Here is a 19862-nt window from a genome sequence, read left to right on the forward strand (position 1 = left end):
GGGAGAAATTTTTCACGGTCAAACAAAGGGGTAATGTTTGTTTGTGATCAATTTCACATCCTTATCATATCAAATCTTGTCGAGTTTTGACAAGCCATAAGATTAATGTTCATATTTTTGTCACAAAACATAACTGACTGCTTGTTTTCATAGAATATATCAATGAAAAACAAGGAGGGAAATCAATGCTCCGCACCGTATTGATCATCGGAATGATTGTGTTTTTCTTCTTTTTAAATCTGCTGGCCATGATGCACATGCTGCCGATTTACATTACATCTCCCCTGCTGTTTCTGTCTATATTGTTTGCCTTGTACCGGCTGAACCATAGAAAAACGTTTAAAGGGTTTTAGAAAAAGCCTGCGCATCTTATGCACAGGCTTTTTTGAATTACGAAGGGTTCACTTTCGAAAGAAGTTCTTCCATTTCATTCAGTTTCTCTTCAAACATTTTGCAGGCCGCCTCGATCGGTTCAGGCGATGTCATATCGACTCCCGCTTTTTTCAGTATGTCAATCGGATATTCCGAGCTTCCCGCTTTTAAGAATTCGGTATAGCGCTCCACCGCAGGCTGGCCTTCTTTTAAGATCTGGCTGCTCAGCGCTTGGGCCGCACTGTAGCCTGTCGCATATTGATACACATAATAATTGTAATAGAAGTGCGGAATTCTTGACCATTCCAGACTGATTTCTTTATCAATCACCATGTTGTCACCGAAATACTTTTTATTCAGATCATAATAAAGTTCGTTCAGCAGTTCAGGCGTCAGCGGCTCGCCTTCCTGCGCTTTCGTATGAATCAGATGCTCAAATTCAGCGAACATCGTCTGTCTGAACACTGTGCCTCTGAATCCTTCAAGCATATGGTTGAGCAGGTACAGACGCTGTTTTTCATCCTTTAAGCTGTTCAGCATATATTCACCGAGCAGCGCTTCATTAGTCGTTGAAGCGACTTCAGCGACAAAAATGCTGTAGTTACCGTATGGATACGGCTGATATTTTCTCGTATAGTAGCTGTGCACGGAATGGCCGAACTCGTGAACGAGCGTAAACAGATTATTGACATTGTCATGCCAGTTCATCAAGATGTACGGATTCGTGCCGTATGTACCGGACGAATAAGCACCGCTGCGTTTTCCTTTGTTTTCGTATACATCGACCCAGCGGTTTTCAAGTCCTTCTTTTAAAATAGACGCGTATTCCTCGCCCAGCGGAGCAAGTCCTTTGAGCATATAATCTTTCGCTTCCTCATATGTGACCTTCATTCCCGAATCTTTTACAAGCGGTGTGTACAGGTCATAAATATGGACTTCATCAAGGCCGAGAACCTTTTTCCGCAGGTCAATGTAACGGTGTAATAACGGAAGATGTTTATTGATCGTTTTAATAAGGTTATCGTAAACTTCTTCAGGGATGCTGTTATTGGATAAAGCCGCTTCCCGTGCTGATTTATATTTTTTCACACGGGCGTAAAAATTATCTTTTTTCACAGTGCCGCTGAGTGTAGTCGCCATCGTGTTTTTATACTGTCCGTATGTTTTATATACGGCTTCAAATGCGTTTTTGCGGACTTCACGATTGCTGCTTTCCAGGAAATTAATAAAGTTGCCGTGTGTGATTTGAGTTTCCTTGCCGTTTTCATCTTTAATCGACGGAAACGTAATATCGGCGTTATTTAAAACACTGAATGTATTGGAAGGCGACGACAGCGCTTCTGAGGCTTCCGCAAGCAGGGCCTCTTCTTGTTCGCTCAGCACGTGCGGACGCTGTTTTGTAATTTCTTCAATTGCATGGGAGTAAAGCTTAAGCTCTTCTTTTTCCAGAATGAACTGGTGCAGCTTGTCCTCCTGAATCGCCAGAATTTCCGGTTCAATGTAAGCAGTCGCGCTGGCAGCCTGGGAATACAGGCTTGCGGCTTTGTCGTTCAGCCCTTGGTAGAAAGAATTTCCCGTATCCTGGTCTGAGCGCATATGCGCGTATGCATAAAGTTTCCCAAGGCGGTTCGTCACTTCATCCTGTGCCGTAAGCGCCGCGTATAAATTATCAGCCGAATGAGCAAGCGTGCCTTTAAAAGAAGATAAATTCGGGATTAATTCTTTAACTGCTTGAAATTCTTTATTCCAGGCCTCATCACTAGGAAAAATATCCTCTAGTCTCCATGTATGCTCTGCCTTTACTTCACTTCTGTCAGGCAGCTGTGCTGCTTTATTTTCCTCAGTCATGGTGATCCCCCTCGTTTTCTTTACTTCAAGCCAATTGAAAAAACGATTGTTTCTCCAAAAACTTGTGTTGTGATTATCTTCCGGCTTTTCACTGCCTTTTGTCAAATCATATGCGGCATATAAGACCGAGCATACCAATAATACAGTGAAAAAACGAAAACAAAATGCTTGTACGCCCCTCACATTCGCCACCACCTTGACGTTAGGGTGAACGAAATGAAGCATTCTCATTCCCCAAAAAAGAGCAGATCCCGCCGGCGCAGCTCTTCTGCCGTTTGAGGGAGCTTCCGTTGAGATGAGGGCATATATACTTCATTCTCAATTTCCCTTAAAAAATCCTGCAAGCATAAGAAATCAGCATATTGTTTTACCGCCATTCTGATAAGGCTATCTTGTGAACCATACCTCATCCGGATCTCCTTATGCCTGATTTTTTGCCGTAAATCATGAACCATGCCGGATAATCGGATCGGCGCGCCTTTTTTAAAAAGTTCCTCAAGCCGCAAGTATAAATGGCTCTGCCACACAAAAACGGGACTTGCAAACACAAAGCCCGCTGAAACGGGAATAAACACTTCAGAGGGGAGAAATGGAAATGCAACCTGATGTCTTTCGTAAAAAAGACGCCGGATAAGACCGGCATCTTCAGATAAAAACCGCCCGCTTTTGTTGCGGAAGCCGGCTACGGCACGTCCCCACGAGGGAAGTCTGACGCTGTGCCGCCCTTCCGGATGACAAATGTCTTTCAGGTTTGCTTTGTGAAGAGGGATTGCGGTTAAGCCGGCATAAGAATAGCCGGTGTAAAACGGAGTGATGGAATGCAGCCTGTAAAAGGAGCGGGCGTCGGGGCAGTAAAACAGTAAGGAGGAAAATGAATGGACTTCAAAGAACTGCCAGTGAAAAGCAGAAAGCCGGAAAAATTGCGCGGCCATCCGTTTTAACCGTTTTGCCCCGATGATCCAGACCGGCCGGTACCCGGCATTTTTCAGGCCTGCCGTCCGGCTCTTTAAAGAGTCCGCCGAAAGGTTCGCACATTGAAATTCAAAAGCCAGCCTCTCTTCTCCGCTTTCCGCCGTCAAGTCAGGCCGCTGTCCCGCGGAAGTCAGATACGGTTCCAGGCTGACACTGCACCCTTGTGTCTTTAGCCAGAGAAAAAGCTGCCTTTTTCCTTCAAGATGGTATTCGCTTTCAGGTTCGGATTCTCCAGGACACAGCCTGCTTTTTTTATGAGCGAAGTGCGGCAGTTTCTCCCGTCCCAGTTTGATATCAAGCTCACTTTTGCAAACAGGGCAGAACCAGCGTTTCTTTCTCAGCTCCGCCGCTTTTTCCTTTGAATAGCTTCCGGCCAGCTGAATGAGCCGTCCGTCGGCAGTCACAGCACTGAACATGTTGCATCTTCTCCTTTCCTGAATCTTGTTGTATTCAGCATGAAGAAGATATAATCCTGTTTGCGGATGAGAGCCGTTATTCGGTTTTCATCCGTTCATCGTGTCATTCAGAACAAAAAAAAACCGATTTCTGCTGAGAGAAATCGGTTTGTTATGATGCAAAGTGTTTTTTTATTGTATATAACGCATGATCAGCGATCACCAATTTGCCGTATTCTTCAAGACGGTGAATGCTGACTGATGATTCTTGCGCGTACTCCAACAGGATGCTTAGCTGATTTTCAACCTCTTCATCAGTTTGCTCATAAAAATCTGCATATAAATAATATCGGTCTTCAAACGAATACAGGGTCGTTTTGATTCCGTTAAGATTCAATTTTGATAGCGAGATGAGATCCTCAAAATCATCGAACCGCAAAGTGAATTGAAGCTTTTGCTCCTTATCTTCCCGGCTCTCGGCCTGCTCTTCTTTCTGGAAATCATCAAGTAAAGCATCGAGATTTTCATCTGCCGGCTCTTGTTTTTTATCTTCCGGGATCGGCAGTTCGAGTTTTTGTCCGTCCTTGGAAAGCTGGGCTTTTGTTACGATTATTTCCAGTCCTTTGTCCAATGCCTGAACCTGAATCCAAAGAGGACCCTCGACAGCGAATTCTTCTTCATCATGCACTTCATCCATGACTTCCCAGAACAGTTCTTCACTGCGCTCGCGATTGTACCAGATTTCTTCTCTGTCAAAACCGCGATCTTCAATATCACCATAAGACATATAAAATTTTACAGTATGCTCATTAATTCTTTCTATTTCCATTTTGCCAACCTTCCCTTCTTTATAAGATGTTGAAGGGACATCTAAGCTCCCGATGAATAGTACTTTACTACACTTTACCCATTCCGTCCACATCTTAACCTTATAGAGGACAGCGCAAATTCTTTATATTTCTATTTTATGATAAAACAGTTATAAAAGAAATAAAAAAGCATTTTCACACCGAAAAACAGGCTTTCTCCCGGTTCCCATCATAAATAGCACACTGCTTCATATATTAGCTGTACAAGCAATCGATCTATAAGCGAGGTGTTACCATGCCGCACGATTACCTGCTGTCCCTTCTGCTTATTATCGGGATTGACCTTATTCTCGGCGGTGACAATGCCGTCGTCATCGCGATGGCCAGCCGGAATCTGGCTCATAAACAAAGACAGCAAGCGATCATCTTCGGAACGTTTATCGCAGTCGTCTTGAGAATCGTTCTGACGAGCGCTGCGGTCTATTTATTGAATGTTCCTTTTTTACAATGCGCAGGCGGGGTATTTTTATTGTATCTCGGCTATCAGCTTCTGATTGAGAAGAAAGATGCGCAGCATGTGAAAAGCAGTTCTTCTCTTTGGAAAGCCATCCGCACAATCGTTCTGGCTGATATCTTTATGTCGCTTGACAATGTCATCGCAGTAGCCGGCGCTTCTCACGGTGAGCTGACACTTGTAGTGATCGGCCTCTTCATCTCGGTGCCGATTATCATTTGGGGCAGCAAGCTCGTTCATGCCGCCATGGACAAAATGCCTTTATTGATGTACGCCGGGAGCGGTCTTCTCGCATTTACCGGCGGTGAAATGATTGCCGGAGACAGCAAGCTGTCATTTTTCATGGCAGAACACGGCATTATACAAATGATGCTGCCGATTTTGACCGTCGTATTTGTTATCCTCGCCAGTATGATTTACCAGCAGACTGAAAAATAACAAAAAGCCCAAACCGCGATGGTTTTGGGCTTTTTCCATGCTTATCGTAACTTATATCAGTTGGCAAGACGCTGTGCTTCTCTTAATTGGAAAGAACGCACTTTTCTTGGCAGGAATCGTCTGATTTCATCTTCGTTATAGCCGACTTGCAGACGTTTTTCATCAATGATGATCGGACGGCGGAGCAGTCCCGGATGCTCATTGATCAAAGTGTATAAGTCTTGAAGCGGCATAGATTCAACATTTACGTTCAGTTTCTGGAATACTTTAGAACGGGTAGAGATAATTTCATCCGTACCGTCTTCAGTCATACGCAGAATCTGCTTGATCTCATCAATTGATAACGGCTCGGAGAAAATGTTTCTCTCTACAAACGGAATCTCGTGCTCTTCAAGCCAAGCTCTTGCTTTTCTGCATGACGTACAGCTAGGTGATGTGTATAATGTAACCATTAATCTTCACTCCTCTAATTAGTAGGATGAACATGTTTGTATTCTCAAATTGAAATGACTTTAAAAAAGGAATCTTTATAGGTATTATACTATAAAAAAGTAAGTGTGAACAGTCTCCTGAGAAAAAAATGTGTCAATCCAGCAAATTTACGGCTGGCGGATTTTTCCCCATTCTCAATTAGCTCAGCTGATCGAAAATGTTTTTTCGTTTTTTCTCATCAATGACTTTGAGAACTTCATCCGTTTTTTCGTATGATTCTCCGTACCATTTTTCATCTTTATAAGTGTGAATGTTTTCATATGTCTGTTTCATCGCTTCAAACATTTCTTCTTCTGATTCCGTCTTAGGTGACCAGTACAGAATCTCCATTTTGTTCACTTCATTCGTAGCCAATGACCGGCGCCGATACCCGATTGACTGCGCGTGCTTGAAATGCTCTCTTTGATAAAAACGCAAGCGTTTCTGTGTATCCGTGTCATCCTCGTCAACAGGCTCCACCTCAAGCAGAATCGGCTTGTTTTTCTTTTTCAGCCTGCCGATCAGCTTGCTTCCGAGGCCTTGTCCTCTGGATTTCTTTGACACAAACAGGTAATCAATAAAGATGAAAGAGTCAAATTCCGCATACATCAGCACGTGGTACTGCCCCTCTTCTTTATGATAAACATCGCTTTGCTCCTTTAACAGAGCTTCCATATGCGCTTTTGATTTCATTTCTTCAATCGGAAAATATTCACTCAGCTTTTCGTACCAGTTCATTCATTTGCTCCTTATGGGTTCGTTGTCTTCACACTTTTAGATATACCCCATTTCCGATTGTTTAAACAATCTTACATCTATTAAGACGTGTGATCCTTTAACATGGTTTCAATTTTTTTAAAATGGTGTGTAATCGACGTTTTTGGTATAACGGTTTGCCGCGTCCCACAATAAAAATTCGTCAATTCCTTCATCATGCAGCGCTTTAACCTGGTCTTCCACCTGGCGTTTTCCGTACTTTTGATAATTTCCGCTGCCGAGATATGATGCCGTGAAGTCCTGAAGCCACGGACGCGATACAGGCGGGTGTTTCAGCTTAGACAGTTTTTTATTTTCCACCTTCGCGTATTCTTTGACGACATTGTAAGGCTCAAGATCCGGTTTATCAATGCCGAAATAGCTTGTCCAATGGCTCGGATAAATCATGGATGAAATGACATCGACCTGTTCTGAAATCTTGCTGAAATTCTGGCCGATCCCCGGCGCTTCCGGCAGCGTGGCAGAATAGCCGAAAATATCAACCGACACATCCGCGCCGTACGGCTTGAGTTTTTTCTTCGCATAACCGACAAAATCGGTGACGGCATGAACGCGTTTTTGCACATTGCTGTCTGCTGTTTTCCCGTAATCGCCGTGTCCGTATGTCAGTTCGTCATCACGTTTTTCAAATCCTTCAGGAAAACGGACATAATCAAACTGAATTTCTTGAAACCCCATCTTTACGGCTTGTTTTGCAATCTTTACATTGTAATCCCATACTTCTTTCATAAACGGATTGACGAACGATTCGCCGCGGCCGTTTTTCCAGACACTTCCGTTTTTTTCTTTAAAAGACCACTCCGGCTTTTCATTCGCGAGTTCGCTGTCTTTAAATACGACAATACGCGCGATTGGATAGATCTTTTTTTCCTCCAGCTTTTTCATCATCTTTTTTGGATCTTTGATGTACGGCTTGGCGATTTTAGCATACTCAGAATGGCCATCCGGCTTAAAGGTGAGGTTTCCGTTGTCGTCCTTGACATCAATCACCATTGTATTGAGCTCCGTTTTGTCCACAAAGTCTGTCAGCTCCCCGAATTTGCTTCCTCCAGCCGAATGCCCTGTGACGTAAATGCCCCGCACCTTATCAGGATGTGTAAAATGCAGCCCTGACGGATAAGCGAACCGTGCATTTGATTTCGGCAGTTCTTTTTCAGCCAGCGCTATTTTTACAAGCGGCTGCTCCTCTTTCGCAGCGGCGTGGGCCGGATATGCGGCTGCACTGATAAACAGTCCCGCACAAATGGCGCACAAAATGGTTTTCATACTGATCTCCCCCTTTTTTTCCATTATAGAAAAACGGGAGCTGGCTTAATAAACTTGAATGTGCGCAAAAAAATCCTCCAAGACTGAGTCTTGGAGGATGATACTTTTATAGATAGGTTTTAAATTCAGCTTCTGTGCACATGACAAAATGTCCCGGTTTCACTTCTCTGAATTCCATTTTTTCTCCTTCTTGGAGCTGATGAATGGACGGATCGTATTTCTTTCGCATGCGATTTCTTTCATAGTCCGGATCAGGGAGCGGGATAGCGGACAGCAATGATTTCGTATATGGGTGAAGCGGGTTTTCGTAAAGCTCATCCGCCGGCGCAAGCTCCACCAATTTTCCGAAATACATGACGCCGATGCGGTCGCTGATGTATTTGACCATTGATAAATCATGGGCGATAAACAGGTAAGTGAGCCCTTTTTCTTTCTGCAATTCTTTCATTAAATTGACGACTTGCGCCTGAATGGAGACGTCAAGCGCCGAAATCGGTTCGTCCGCGATGATAAACTCCGGATCAACCGCCAGCGCTCTGGCGATTCCGATACGCTGGCGCTGTCCGCCAGAAAATTCATGCGGGTAGCGGTTGGCGTGCTCTTTATTTAAACCGACCGTTTCCAGCAGTTCGTGAACCCGCTGCATCCGCTCTTTTTTCGTTTTTGCCAGGCGGTGAATATCTATTCCCTCGGCAATAATGTCGGCGACTGTCATTCTCGGATTTAAAGATGCGTACGGATCCTGGAAAATCATCTGCATTTTCCGGTTAAATTCCAGCAGCTTCTTGCGGGATTTTTTCCCGTGGACATTTTCCCCGTTAAAGAGAACTTCCCCGCCGGTTGCCTCATACAGCCGGATAATGCTGCGGCCCGTCGTTGATTTACCGCAGCCCGATTCTCCGACAAGGCCGAGCGTTTCGCCTTTATAAATATCAAATGACAAATCATCTACGGCTTTTACCGTTCCTTTCTGCGTGAAAAAATGCTGTTTTAAATGTTTGATTTCGAGAAGTTTCTCAGTCATTTTTTTCACCTTCCTTCATTAAAACAGGATGCTGATACGTATTCGGAAGCTGACGGATTTTAGCCTTCACCGCTTCAGGGGGCTCGACCTTAGGCGCATCAGGATGCAGAAGCCACGATTTCACAAAATGCGTATCAGACACTTTATACATCGGCGGTTCCTGTTCAAAGTCAATTTTCATCGCATATGAGCTGCGGAGCGCAAATGCATCCCCTTTCGGAGGATTCGTCAGATCAGGCGGCGTGCCCGGGATGGCCGTCAGTTTTTCCTGATCGGTGCTGTCCAGGCTAGGCATTGAGGCAAGCAGCCCCCACGTATACGGATGGCGCGGATCATAAAAGATTTCATCCACCGTGCCCGATTCGACGACCTGACCCGCGTACATGACAGCGACCCGGTCGGCGACATTGGCGACAACGCCGAGATCATGCGTGATAAAAATGATAGACGTATCAATTTTCTTTTGCAGATCTTTCATCAGCTCAAGGATCTGTGCCTGAATCGTCACATCAAGCGCTGTTGTCGGTTCATCGGCAATTAACAGTTTCGGATTTGCCGCAAGCGCCATCGCGATGACGACACGCTGTCTCATCCCGCCTGAAAATTCATGGGGGAATTGGCCGATCCGTTTTTCGGGCATCGGAATCCCGACGAGATCAAGCAGCTCTATGGCGCGCTTTTTCGCCGCTTCACTTGAGATTTTTTCATGTTTGAAAAGCACTTCCGTAATTTGTTTGCCGACTCTCATCGTCGGGTTCAGAGAGGTCATCGGGTCTTGGAAAATCATTCCGATGTCCTTTCCTCTGATGGCCTGCATTTCTTTTTCAGACATCGGCACGATATCGCGTCCGTCAAAAAGAATCTGTCCTCTTTTAAAGTAGCCCGGCGGCATCGGAATCAGCTTCATAATCGCTTGGGAGGTCACACTTTTTCCGGAACCCGACTCCCCCACGATCGCCAGCGTCTCTCCTTTATTCAAATGGAAATTCACGCCGCGGATTGCCTGTACCTCTCCGCCGTATGTTTTAAATGAAATGGCTAAGTCTTTTACTTCTAGCAAACGTGTCACTCATATCACTCCTTATTTGCGTAACTTAGGATCCAGCGCGTCTCTTAACCCGTCGCCGACAACGTTAAAGCCGAACATCGCCAGGCAGATAAAGCCGGCAGGGAAGAACAGACGCCAAGGGTAATAGGTTAATGCAGGCAATCCGTCTGAGGCCATCGTTCCCCAGCTCGCAAGCGGCGCAGGTACGCCGAGGCCCAAATAACTTAAAAACGCTTCTGTAAAAATCGCCGTCGGAACCGTCAGTGTCATCGTTACGAGTATAGATCCCATCGCGTTCGGGACGATATGTTTAAACAAAAGCCGGCCGGTTTTGGCACCGAGTGTCTGTGAAGCAAGCACATACTCCTGATTCTTTAGTTGCAGCACCTGTCCGCGGACGATTCTCGCCATATTGATCCAGCCCGTGATTGTCATGGCGACGATAATGGTGAGCAATCCTTTCGGCAGGACAACCATCAGCAAAATAACCATTAATAATGAAGGAACAGCCCACAGAATGTCGGCGATGCGCATCATCACTTCATCTGTGCGTCCGCCGCGGAATCCAGAAATGCTGCCCCAGATTACGCCGATTAATAAATCAAGCACGGCAGCTGCGACACCGATAAAGATAGAAATCCGCGCGCCCACCCATGTCCGGACGAATATATCCCTTCCAAGGTCATCCGTGCCGAACCAATGATCTTTCGACGGCGCCTTATCCGCATTTAACAGATTGGTAGTCGCATAATCATACCTTGAAAAGAAAGGCGCTAAAATCGCCATCAGAATAATAAGAACGATCAGTACGAGCCCGACCATCGCAAGCTTATTGCTGCGGAAGCGGAGCATGGCGTCTTTCCAGAGGGAAAGGCTTTTTTTATTTATTTTTTCGGCATCACCGGCATTAGCTGAAGCTGGTTCAAACATATTTTTAGGAATGTTCTGCATGGTCTAGGCTCCTTTCTTTGCTTTAGAAAGCTTGATTCTCGGATCGATTAATCCGTACAGCACGTCTACAATTAATACGCATAAAAGCAGGAGCACGCTGAAGAACACGGTAACTCCCATAATGACCGTATAATCACGGTTTGTAATGCTGTTTACAAAATGCGCGCCTAAACCGGGAATTCCGAAAATGGATTCAATGATGAAACTTCCCGTTAAAATGGATGCCGCCATCGGCCCCATATATGTCACGACCGGCAAAAGCGCGTTTCGAAGCGCATGGCGCACGGTGACTGACGGACGGGAAAGTCCTTTAGCTTTTGCAGTCCGTATGTAATCGCTGTTTAACACTTCAATCATGCTTGAACGGGAGAGTCTGGCAATGAACGCCATCGGCATGGAAGCGAGCGCAATAGAGGGCAGAAAGGTGTATGCCCAGGATTCCCACCCTGCGACCGGGAACAGTTCTAATTTAATTGAGAAAATATATTGCAAAATCGTCGCCAATATAAAACTCGGAACTGAGATCCCAAAGATCGTTAAAATCGCAATGGTATAATCCTGCCATTTATTATGGTACAGGGCAGCAAGCACCCCGAAAAGCACACCGAACGCTAAAGCGAGGAGAATAGCTTCTGCACCGAGAGTGAATGAGACGGGGAAGCCTGAATTGATTAAATCATTAACACTTTGGCCTTTATATTTAAAAGAAGGTCCGAAGTCCCACATCGCCACAGATTTTAAGTAGCTGGCATATTGAACGAAAAGAGGCTTGTCCAGGCCATAGTGTTCGTTTAAGTTTGCCTCAATTTCAGGCGGCAGCTTTCTTTCGCCGGAAAATGGTCCGCCCGGCGCTGCCTGCATTAAGAAGAATGTGGCGGTCACAATCACAAACAATGTGATGATCATGTAAATGAATCGTTTACCGATATATTTCAGCAAGGTGAACACCTCCATGTTTTTTACAATTTTATACGTAATCAGTAAGAAAGGTATATGGGGACATCCTCCCCATATACCTTGGGTCTTTTGTTTTCAGAACCGTCTTTTATTCAAAAGAAGCGTTTCTGAAGTAAACTTCGCCTGTTCCGGTCAAGATTACATTTTTGAGGTTTTTATCCTGCACCCAAGGATCCGTATAGAAATAAACTGGCGCGACCGGCATTGCGTCAATAAAGATCTTTTCTGCTTTTTTCAGCTCTTCGATACGTTTATCCGGATCCGTTTCAAGCTGAGATTGGTTCAGCAGCTTTTTAAACTCAGGATCTTCCCATCCGGTATCATTGTTTCCGCCTTCTTTATCACGGAACAATTCAAGGAAGTTGATCGGATCGTTGAAATCGCCGAGCCAGCCCATACGCCCGATTTGGTAGTTCTGGCTGTGCAGCTTGTCGATGTAAACATTCCATTCGGAGTTATCAAGCTCAACTTTGACGCCTAAGTTCTTTTTCCACATTTCCTGTACGGCCTGCGCGATTTTCGCATGCGCGTCATCCGTATTGTAGGACAGTTTGATCGCCGGAAGGTCAGAGGCATTCTTGACGCCTAATTCCTTCAGTCCTTTATTTAAGAATTCTTTAGCTGATTTGACGTCATTGTCTTTGAAATAACCTTTTGTGTTATCCTTGAATCCCTTCATTGACGGCGGCACCGCAGCCATGGCCGGGATTTGTTCGCCCTGCGTTACATTTTTCACGATGGACGAGCGGTCGATCGCATAAGCAAGGGCTTTACGGATGTTAACATTGTTCAGCGGTTTCTCTTCTGTGTTGAATTTGTACCAATACACGCCTGCGATCGGTTCAACGTGAAGAGATCCGTCTTTTTTCAATGTCGGCAGAGATTCAGTCGGAAGCTGGCCGAGCGGCATTCCTGCCCAGTCAAGCTCACCGGCCTGGAATTTTTTCAGTTCGGTGTTGTTATTGTTAATCATCACCATGTTGATTTTCTTCAATTTCACAGCGTCTTTATCCCAATATTGATCGTTCTTTTCGAGCGTGATGGAACCGCTGTGTTTCCAGGCCGTCATTTTGAACGGGCCGTTTGACACATAATTTTCGCCCGCGTTTGTGTTCCAGTTTTTATGTTTTTCCGCAATTTTCTTGTTGACCGGCATATACGTATAGAATGAAGTTAATTGCGTGAAATAAGGTGTCGGGTTATTCAGTTCAACCTTTAATGTTTTGTCATTTACGGCTTTTACGCCTACATCATCAATCTTGCCTTTTCCTGTATTGGCAGCTTCAGCGCCTTTGATGTAGTAGAGCTGATAAGCGTATTGTGATTCGTTGTTCGGGTCAAGCGCCCATTTCCACGCATATTCAAAATCCTGCGCCGTCACAGGGTCGCCGTTAGACCATTTCGCACCGTCACGAATCGTAAATGTATAGGTCTTTCCGTCTTTGCTTGTTTCAATTTTAGATGCCATTCCTTCTTCAGGCTCACCTTTGGAGTTTACGCGTGTCAATCCTTCAAAAGTCTGTCGGATTACGCCTCCTGACACGGAATCATTCGCTAAACCCGGATGCAGTGAGAACGGCTCGGTTTTAATATTGATATTAAGTGAAGTCTGTCCTTTGGTGTCTTTTTTACCGCCGCCTGATCCGCCGCTGAATCCGCCGCACGCACTTAATACAAGCGAGAAGATAAGCATCAAACCTACAATAGACCAACGCTTTTTCATGCACTAACCCCCTAATCAAATTTTTCAGCCTTTACTACTAAATACTCAGAAATATCAGACAAAATAACTTAATATTTTTCTAAACTTTAATTGTGTTCCGTCTTTTCTGATTATTTTATGTAAAGAAGCTGTAACAATAGAGTGAACAAGTTCATTATAATGAAATGAATAATTTATTGCAATACTATTTTCTCAATTTAAAATATTTAAATTTGGTCAGTTTTTCTGTCAAAAAGGTGATACACTTCTATAGTTTAAAGCATGACCTAACTAAATTTTTTTATTGCAATTTCCAGTTCATATTGCTTTTTACATATAATATTCGTTATACGAAATGTTGATATACGTTATCATTTAAGCATTTTCAGTTCTTTTTGAGGATTTCCAGCCCTTTAGCAAACTGGAAATAATCTTGTATTCCTCTGATGACATTTGGCTATAATTGATTTATAATAGATCAATCAAATACATTTGTTGTGATTGCGATGATGAAGAGTAGTACACATTTTCATCCGTTTGAAGAGAGTCTGCGGTGCTGGGAGCAGGTAACGGGCGATGTGGAATGGACTTCTGAGCAGCTGACCGAACGTTAGTAGGCCCAGCCGGAGCAGCCTCCGTTACCAACGTCTCGAGCGATTCCATTGTAATGGAATAATCAGGGTGGCACCACGGTTCATTCGTCCCTTTTTTCTACGGGAAGAATGGGCTTTTTTTATTATGTTTTAAGAAATGAGGTAAGAAATATGAAGAAAACGATTTTTTCAGGCATTCAGCCGAGCGGTTCCGTTACCCTCGGCAACTATATCGGCGCAATGAAGCAATTTGTCGATTTGCAGCATGACTACAACGGCTACTTCTGCATTGTCGATCAGCATGCGATTACGGTTCCGCAGGATCGGCTTGAACTGCGGAAGAACATTCGCAATCTCGCGGCCCTTTACGTGGCCGTCGGACTTGATCCTGAGAAAGCGACCCTCTTTATCCAGTCGGAGGTTCCCGCTCATGCCCAGGCGGGGTGGATGCTCCAATGCGTCGCATATATCGGCGAGCTTGAGCGGATGACGCAATTTAAGGATAAGTCAAAGGGCAAAGAAGCCGTCGTGTCCGGACTGTTAACCTATCCGCCGCTGATGGCCGGCGATATTTTACTGTACGGAACGGATCTTGTTCCGGTCGGAGAAGACCAAAAACAGCACCTTGAACTGACCCGCAACCTGGCGGAACGCTTCAATAAAAAATACAATGACATCTTCACGATTCCTGAGGTGAAAATTCCTGAATCAGGCGCGCGCATCATGTCACTGGCTGATCCGCTCAAAAAAATGAGCAAATCAGATCCGAACCAAAAGGCATACATCACGCTGCTTGATGAGCCGAAGCAGCTCGAAAAGAAAATCAAGAGCGCCGTGACTGATTCTGAAGGCATTGTAAAGTATGATAAAGAAAACAAACCGGGCGTTTCTAATCTTTTGACGATCTATTCTATTTTAGGAAACACATCAATTGAAGATTTAGAGGCTAAATATGAAGGCAAAGGGTACGGTGAATTCAAAAGCGATTTAGCCGAAGTCGTTATCGGCGCATTGACACCGATCCAAGAACGCTACCGTGAATTAATTGAGAGCGACGAGCTTGACCGCATTCTCGACGAAGGAGCGGCGCGCGCAAACAAAACGGCCGGCAAAATGGTGAAAAAAATGGAAAATGCCATGGGTCTCGGACGGAAAAGAAGATAAAGAAAAGAGGCGGGAGAATCCCCGCCTCTTTTTTAGTTCACTTTTGATTCCTGCTCCATTTCCCAAAGCTTTTCGAAAAACGGCTGCCCTTTAATCAAATTTTCACAGAACGCAAGATGTTTATCTGACCAGCCTTCAATTGTTTCATTGTAAAGCATGTCCCAAATCTCTTCAAAGCTCATCCGTTTGATCTGCTCATACATATGCGGATTCCATTCCGTGTACCAATACACAATTTCCGCACGGTTTTTCAGCCCTTTCAGCTGGTCGAGCGCCATAAACATCAGCTGCTTGATCTGCCGCTCTTTTCTCGTCAGCCCTCTGACATGCTCCGGCGCCAATGACAAAATGTGATATTCCTTTGAAGACTCCAATTGCGCCGGCTCAAATTGAAACGATTCCGGTTCTACATCCTTTACCATTTCATAAACAAGCTGCTCCTGCCTCGGAATCAGGCGGCTCTTTCTGACCGGAATGGTATACCCGATCGTATCCACGGCAATGATGCCGATACCGTCTGTCACGACAAAACAGTACTCCAGCTTTGTCCGCTCATGATTTTTTCGCACGTATGACTTTTGGTGGACTTGGTCAAGCAGTTCTTTCGGAAGCTCTGATAAGTCGTTTTCTATGTAATGAAATAATACCGACGGCACTCTGAGCAGCGGCGTCTGATCCAAAAGCTCAACCGTGTCTTCCTTCCGCCATTCGTGAAAATGGCATACATTGTAGCCGTTCTCTTCCCCTTCAAACCAATTGACCCATACATCATGAAGAAATAACATATTCGACCCCTCACTTTATAAAAACTGTTGTCCACAGTATAGGCAAGGGATAGATAAATTATTCCATTTCGATATGAGATTTCCGCAATTCGGAACTGGATTTCTGACTGCATTGCAACAAAAAAATCTCCCGTTCCGTCCGGGAGATCATTTCACATTTTTCGGATCAAGCGCATCACGCAGCCCGTCTCCGACAAAGTTGAAGCACAATACGGTAAGAAGAATGAACAGTCCCGGAAATAACGGGTACCACCAAGCCTGAATCATAATCGTAAAGTTCTGTGCATCCTGAAGCATATTGCCCCAGCTTGCGATCGGCGGCTGAATCCCGAAACCGAGATAACTTAGCGCCGATTCGGCCAGAATAACCGATCCGACTTTTAAAGTGGCTGACACAATAATCGGTCCCAGCGCATTGGGCAGGATATGTGAAAAAATAATTTTATGTGTTTTTGTTCCGATTGTTTTAGCGGCTAACACATATTCTCTTGATCGCAAGGATAAAAATTCCCCCCTGACCAAACGCGCGGTTGTCGTCCAGCCTGTCAGGCAGAAAATTAAAATTAATTTGTCCACGCCTGGCTTAAAGATTGTAACAAGCGTAATCAATAAGAAAATATCAGGAATGGAAAGAACAATATCCACTAACCGCATAATAACAGCATCTGCGAAACCTTTAAAATAGCCCGCTACCGCTCCTAAAATCGTCCCGATAAAAATAGAGCCGACAACAGAGGCAAATCCGACTAGTAAAGAGATTCGCGCGCCGTACAGAATCCGGCTGAAGATGTCACGCCCGAATTTATCCGTCCCCATCAAATGTTCAAGACCCGGCGCTTTAAATTTATCAAGCAGGCTTTGCTGCTCTTGAGAATAAGGAGCAATCACCGGCGCAAAAATCGCTGACATAATAATCACGAACAGAATAACAGCACCTGCAACCGCCAGTTTATTTTTCGAAAACTTTTCCCAAAAGATTTTTGTCATGGTTTCCGGTTTTTCAGCAATATTTTCTTTCAGCCCGATCTCCGGTGACGGAGATGTGTTCAGCTCAGCCATCGATGTCCCCCCTTTTAATATTCAATTCTCGGATCAACCACTGCGTATAAAATATCAGCGACAAGGTTGCCAATGACCACAAGAACAGCTGAAATGACGGTCATCGCCATAATGACGGGATAATCACGCTGAAACGCTGAATCAACAAACAGCTTTCCTAACCCCGGCCATGTGAAAATTTGTTCGACAACGACAGATCCTCCGATAAACGAAGGAATCATCAAACCGAAAATTGTAATGACGGGTAATAATGCATTTCTCAATCCATGTTTAAATAATACACGGTTCTCCTTGAACCCTTTCGCTCTCGCTGTACGGATATAATCCTGATTTAATACATCAAGCATATTGGATCTCGTATATCTCGTCAGTCCGGCCATGTCAGCTGTAGCTAATACGAATGCAGGCAGAATTAAATGATGAATCCGGTCAAATATATTGAAATCGGCATTCAGCGTCTCGACACCGCCGGTCGGAAACCAGCCAAGATTTACTGATAAAATCATAATCAAAATTAATCCAAACCAAAAGTTTGGAATGGCCAGACCTATAAATGAGGTAAACGTAATGCCATAGTCGAGCTTTGAATAAGGCCGCTTTGCCGACAGGACACCGAACGGAATAGAAATCATAAGAGCCAAAATCGTTGAAACGAGCATCAGCAGCAGCGTATTGGGCATTCGGGCCATAATCAATTCTGAAACAGGCGTTCCTTTTCTGACAATTGACGTTCCGAAATCGCCCTGTACCATGTTGCCGAGCCACTTTAAATATTGAACGTACTGAGGATCATTCAAACCGTATTTTTCAATAAACTGCTCTCTGTCAGCCTGGCTGATTTTCGGGTCCATCATTAATGTCATCGGATCGCCGGGCGCGGCTTTCATAATAACAAATGATAAAATTGTAATTCCCAATAAAATCGGGATAGACATTAAGGTTCTTCTGATAATATATGCAGCCATATACTTGTCCCCCTTTACTTTCCTTATTAAAAACAGAAGAGGGAGAAAACGCTCTCCCTCCCCTTTAAGGGAAAATTATTTTGCAAGCCACCATTTTTGGATATTATATAAATCACGTTTCGGATGGTATTTGTATCCTTCAAGATTTTGCGGCATTGCCATATGGTTGTTAGGGTAATACAAGAACGTATACGGCTGATCTTCCGCAATTTTTTGATAAATCTGCTCATATTCTTTGGAATATTGCTTTCTGTCACTGATTGATTTTGCATCTTTCATGAGCTTATCCGCTTCGGCATTTTTATACCAAACGTAGTTTAAGCCCTTTTTAATCTGGCTTGAGTGGAAGATGTCATATTGATCCGGGAATGTGGATAAACTCCATCCCATGACCATTGCATCAAAATCCCAATTCGGAGGATTCATTTGTTCTACGAGCGCGCTCCATTCAACGATTTGGGTCTTCACTTCAATGCCGATTTTTTTCAGCTGTTCCTGAACGACGACAGCGATGTCTTCACGGACTTTGTTTCCTTGATTCGTTTTAAGCGTAAACGAGAATTTCTTTCCGTCTTTATCTAAAATGCCGTCACCGTTCGTATCTTTCCAGCCGGCTTCTGCAAGCATCTGTTTCGCTTTTTTCTCGTTGTACGCAAATTTCGGAACATCTATATCTTTAGGATAGTTCCAAGATAAAGGGCTTTCCGGAATGTAAGCTACCTTTCCGTCTCCATCCAATACTTGGCTGACGATTGACTCCCGGTCAAGAGCGGTTGTCAGCGCCTGACGGACCTTTTTATCCTTGAATAATTCATTTTTTTCATTCCACCCGATGTACACATACTGTAAGGCCAAATCAGTAACGACTTTCAGATTATTAAATTTTTCAGCCGTTTTGTAGTCAGTGGCGGGCACATTAAAGAAATTAATATCGCCTGCCTGCAGCTGAGCAACGGCAGCATTTGCGTCGGGAATGACTTTATACGTTACAGTATCTAAATACGGTCTTCCTTCAAAATAATCATTATTCGCTTCGAGTTTAATATATTGGCCCTGCTTCCATTCTTTAAACTTAAATGGTCCTGAACCGATCGGTTTCTTTCTGTTAAACTCATTTTCTTCTAAATCAGCAATCGGAACATTACCGAGAATATGCTTCGGCAGAATGGCTGTGCTGTCTAACGCATTATTGTAAAAATTACCGTCTTTATATTTCAGCTTGAACAATACTTCGTAATCGCCTTTTTTCTCTACGGATTTCAGCATTTCATATGTTGAGCCGCGTTCTCCCTTGTAATCTTTGCTTAAAGGGACACTGTACGTAAATACGACGTCATCTGCAGTCAGTTCTTTTCCGTCATGAAACTTAACGCCTTTTTTGATTTTCACATCATATGCAAGGCCGCCGTCTAATTCTTTAATGCTTTCAGCGAGTGATAATTTCACATTCAGTTTTTCATCCGTTTTCGTTAAAAAGCTGTACAGCATATTTTCAATATCCGTACTTGCGTCATCCGTAGAATACAGAGAGTTAAAAAGTGTGGGTTCCCCGATTGACCCGACAACCAAATCTCCGCCTTTTTGCGGTTTTCCTGCCGGTTTGGATTCGGTGCTTGTGGATTTTGAACCGGAGCAGGCTGACAGGAAGATAGCGAGCGCCATAAAAACACTTAGCATCATCAGTGCGCTTTTACGTAATTTCATATCAATTCCCCCTTTGTGATATATATGCAGCAAACTGGTTATGTAATC

Annotated in this window: 18 protein-coding genes and 1 other annotated feature; of the genes, 3 read left to right on the top strand and 15 right to left on the bottom strand. The window is 44.2% G+C overall.

Annotated features, from left to right (window positions below; translation table 11 throughout):
* Positions 1–185 precede the first annotated feature (185 nt).
* Positions 186–353, top strand: coding sequence for a hypothetical protein (locus RUW00_RS14000; RefSeq protein WP_003155026.1), 168 nt, complete (start codon positions 186–188; stop codon positions 351–353).
* A 37-nt stretch (positions 354–390) separates the two neighbouring features.
* On the opposite strand, the gene pepF is transcribed toward RUW00_RS14000, so the two are convergent.
* The 3 genes from pepF to mecA form a co-directional block, all read right to left on the bottom strand.
* Complete coding sequence (gene pepF, locus RUW00_RS14005; protein ID WP_103527241.1) at positions 391–2220, bottom strand: oligoendopeptidase F; 1830 nt, start codon at positions 2218–2220, stop codon at positions 391–393.
* 227 nt (positions 2221–2447) lie between these two features.
* The gene (locus RUW00_RS14010; protein ID WP_280145015.1) at positions 2448–3608 is read right to left on the bottom strand and encodes a competence protein CoiA family protein; all 1161 of its coding nucleotides are present in this window, start codon (positions 3606–3608) and stop codon (positions 2448–2450) included.
* Between the two features lie 151 nt (positions 3609–3759).
* Positions 3760–4416 carry an adaptor protein MecA gene (gene mecA, locus RUW00_RS14015; protein WP_072177131.1) on the bottom strand — a complete coding sequence of 219 codons (657 nt, stop codon included), beginning with the start codon at positions 4414–4416 and terminating at the stop codon, positions 3760–3762.
* A gap of 275 nt (positions 4417–4691) precedes the next feature.
* Between mecA and RUW00_RS14020 the strand changes: the two genes are divergently transcribed.
* Complete coding sequence (locus RUW00_RS14020) at positions 4692–5348, top strand: TerC family protein (RefSeq protein ID WP_014417421.1); 657 nt, start codon at positions 4692–4694, stop codon at positions 5346–5348.
* A gap of 56 nt (positions 5349–5404) precedes the next feature.
* On the opposite strand, the gene spx is transcribed toward RUW00_RS14020, so the two are convergent.
* The 8 genes from spx to RUW00_RS14060 all read right to left on the bottom strand — a co-directional run bounded on the left by spx (position 5405) and on the right by RUW00_RS14060 (position 13565).
* Entirely contained in the window at positions 5405–5800 is a 396-nt protein-coding gene (gene spx / locus RUW00_RS14025; protein ID WP_003155034.1) for a transcriptional regulator Spx, read from the bottom strand.
* Positions 5801–5978: 178 nt separating this feature from the next.
* Entirely contained in the window at positions 5979–6557 is a 579-nt protein-coding gene (locus tag RUW00_RS14030; protein WP_007409110.1) for a GNAT family N-acetyltransferase, read from the bottom strand.
* A gap of 117 nt (positions 6558–6674) precedes the next feature.
* A complete protein-coding gene (locus tag RUW00_RS14035) occupies positions 6675–7862 on the bottom strand; it encodes a putative glycoside hydrolase (RefSeq protein ID WP_121984166.1) in 1188 nt (395 codons plus the stop codon).
* A gap of 106 nt (positions 7863–7968) precedes the next feature.
* The gene (oppF, locus tag RUW00_RS14040) at positions 7969–8886 is read right to left on the bottom strand and encodes an oligopeptide ABC transporter ATP-binding protein OppF (RefSeq protein WP_014417419.1); all 918 of its coding nucleotides are present in this window, start codon (positions 8884–8886) and stop codon (positions 7969–7971) included.
* Positions 8879–9955 (bottom strand): ABC transporter ATP-binding protein, encoded by a 1077-nt coding sequence (locus RUW00_RS14045; protein ID WP_003155039.1) that lies wholly within the window; start codon positions 9953–9955, stop codon positions 8879–8881. The genes oppF and RUW00_RS14045 overlap by 8 nt, the downstream gene beginning before the upstream one ends.
* A gap of 12 nt (positions 9956–9967) precedes the next feature.
* Positions 9968–10885, bottom strand: a complete 918-nt coding sequence (gene oppC, locus RUW00_RS14050) for an oligopeptide ABC transporter permease OppC (protein ID WP_032874455.1) — start codon at positions 10883–10885, stop codon at positions 9968–9970.
* Between the two features lie 3 nt (positions 10886–10888).
* Complete coding sequence (locus RUW00_RS14055; RefSeq protein ID WP_014417417.1) at positions 10889–11824, bottom strand: ABC transporter permease; 936 nt, start codon at positions 11822–11824, stop codon at positions 10889–10891.
* 106 nt (positions 11825–11930) lie between these two features.
* Positions 11931–13565, bottom strand: coding sequence for a peptide ABC transporter substrate-binding protein (locus RUW00_RS14060; protein WP_022553558.1), 1635 nt, complete (start codon positions 13563–13565; stop codon positions 11931–11933).
* Positions 13566–14041: 476 nt separating this feature from the next.
* Positions 14042–14253, top strand: a binding site (T-box leader).
* A gap of 55 nt (positions 14254–14308) precedes the next feature.
* Between RUW00_RS14060 and trpS the strand changes: the two genes are divergently transcribed.
* Positions 14309–15301 (top strand): tryptophan--tRNA ligase, encoded by a 993-nt coding sequence (trpS, locus tag RUW00_RS14065; protein WP_014417415.1) that lies wholly within the window; start codon positions 14309–14311, stop codon positions 15299–15301.
* 32 nt (positions 15302–15333) lie between these two features.
* On the opposite strand, the gene RUW00_RS14070 is transcribed toward trpS, so the two are convergent.
* The 4 genes from RUW00_RS14070 to RUW00_RS14085 all read right to left on the bottom strand — a co-directional run bounded on the left by RUW00_RS14070 (position 15334) and on the right by RUW00_RS14085 (position 19814).
* Positions 15334–16086: a YjbA family protein gene (locus RUW00_RS14070; RefSeq protein WP_007409116.1), complete on the bottom strand. Its 753-nt coding sequence runs from the start codon at positions 16084–16086 to the stop codon at positions 15334–15336.
* 147 nt (positions 16087–16233) lie between these two features.
* Positions 16234–17145: an oligopeptide ABC transporter permease gene (opp4C, locus tag RUW00_RS14075; protein WP_072177127.1), complete on the bottom strand. Its 912-nt coding sequence runs from the start codon at positions 17143–17145 to the stop codon at positions 16234–16236.
* A gap of 14 nt (positions 17146–17159) precedes the next feature.
* On the bottom strand, positions 17160–18110 hold the full coding sequence (appB, locus tag RUW00_RS14080) for an oligopeptide ABC transporter permease AppB (protein ID WP_007610596.1): 951 nt from the start codon (positions 18108–18110) through the stop codon (positions 17160–17162).
* A gap of 75 nt (positions 18111–18185) precedes the next feature.
* The gene (locus RUW00_RS14085) at positions 18186–19814 is read right to left on the bottom strand and encodes a peptide-binding protein (RefSeq protein ID WP_095060848.1); all 1629 of its coding nucleotides are present in this window, start codon (positions 19812–19814) and stop codon (positions 18186–18188) included.
* Positions 19815–19862: the final 48 nt, after the last annotated feature.

The organism is Bacillus sp. IS1 (genome assembly GCF_032461585.1).
GTDB lineage: Bacteria > Bacillota > Bacilli > Bacillales > Bacillaceae > Bacillus > Bacillus velezensis.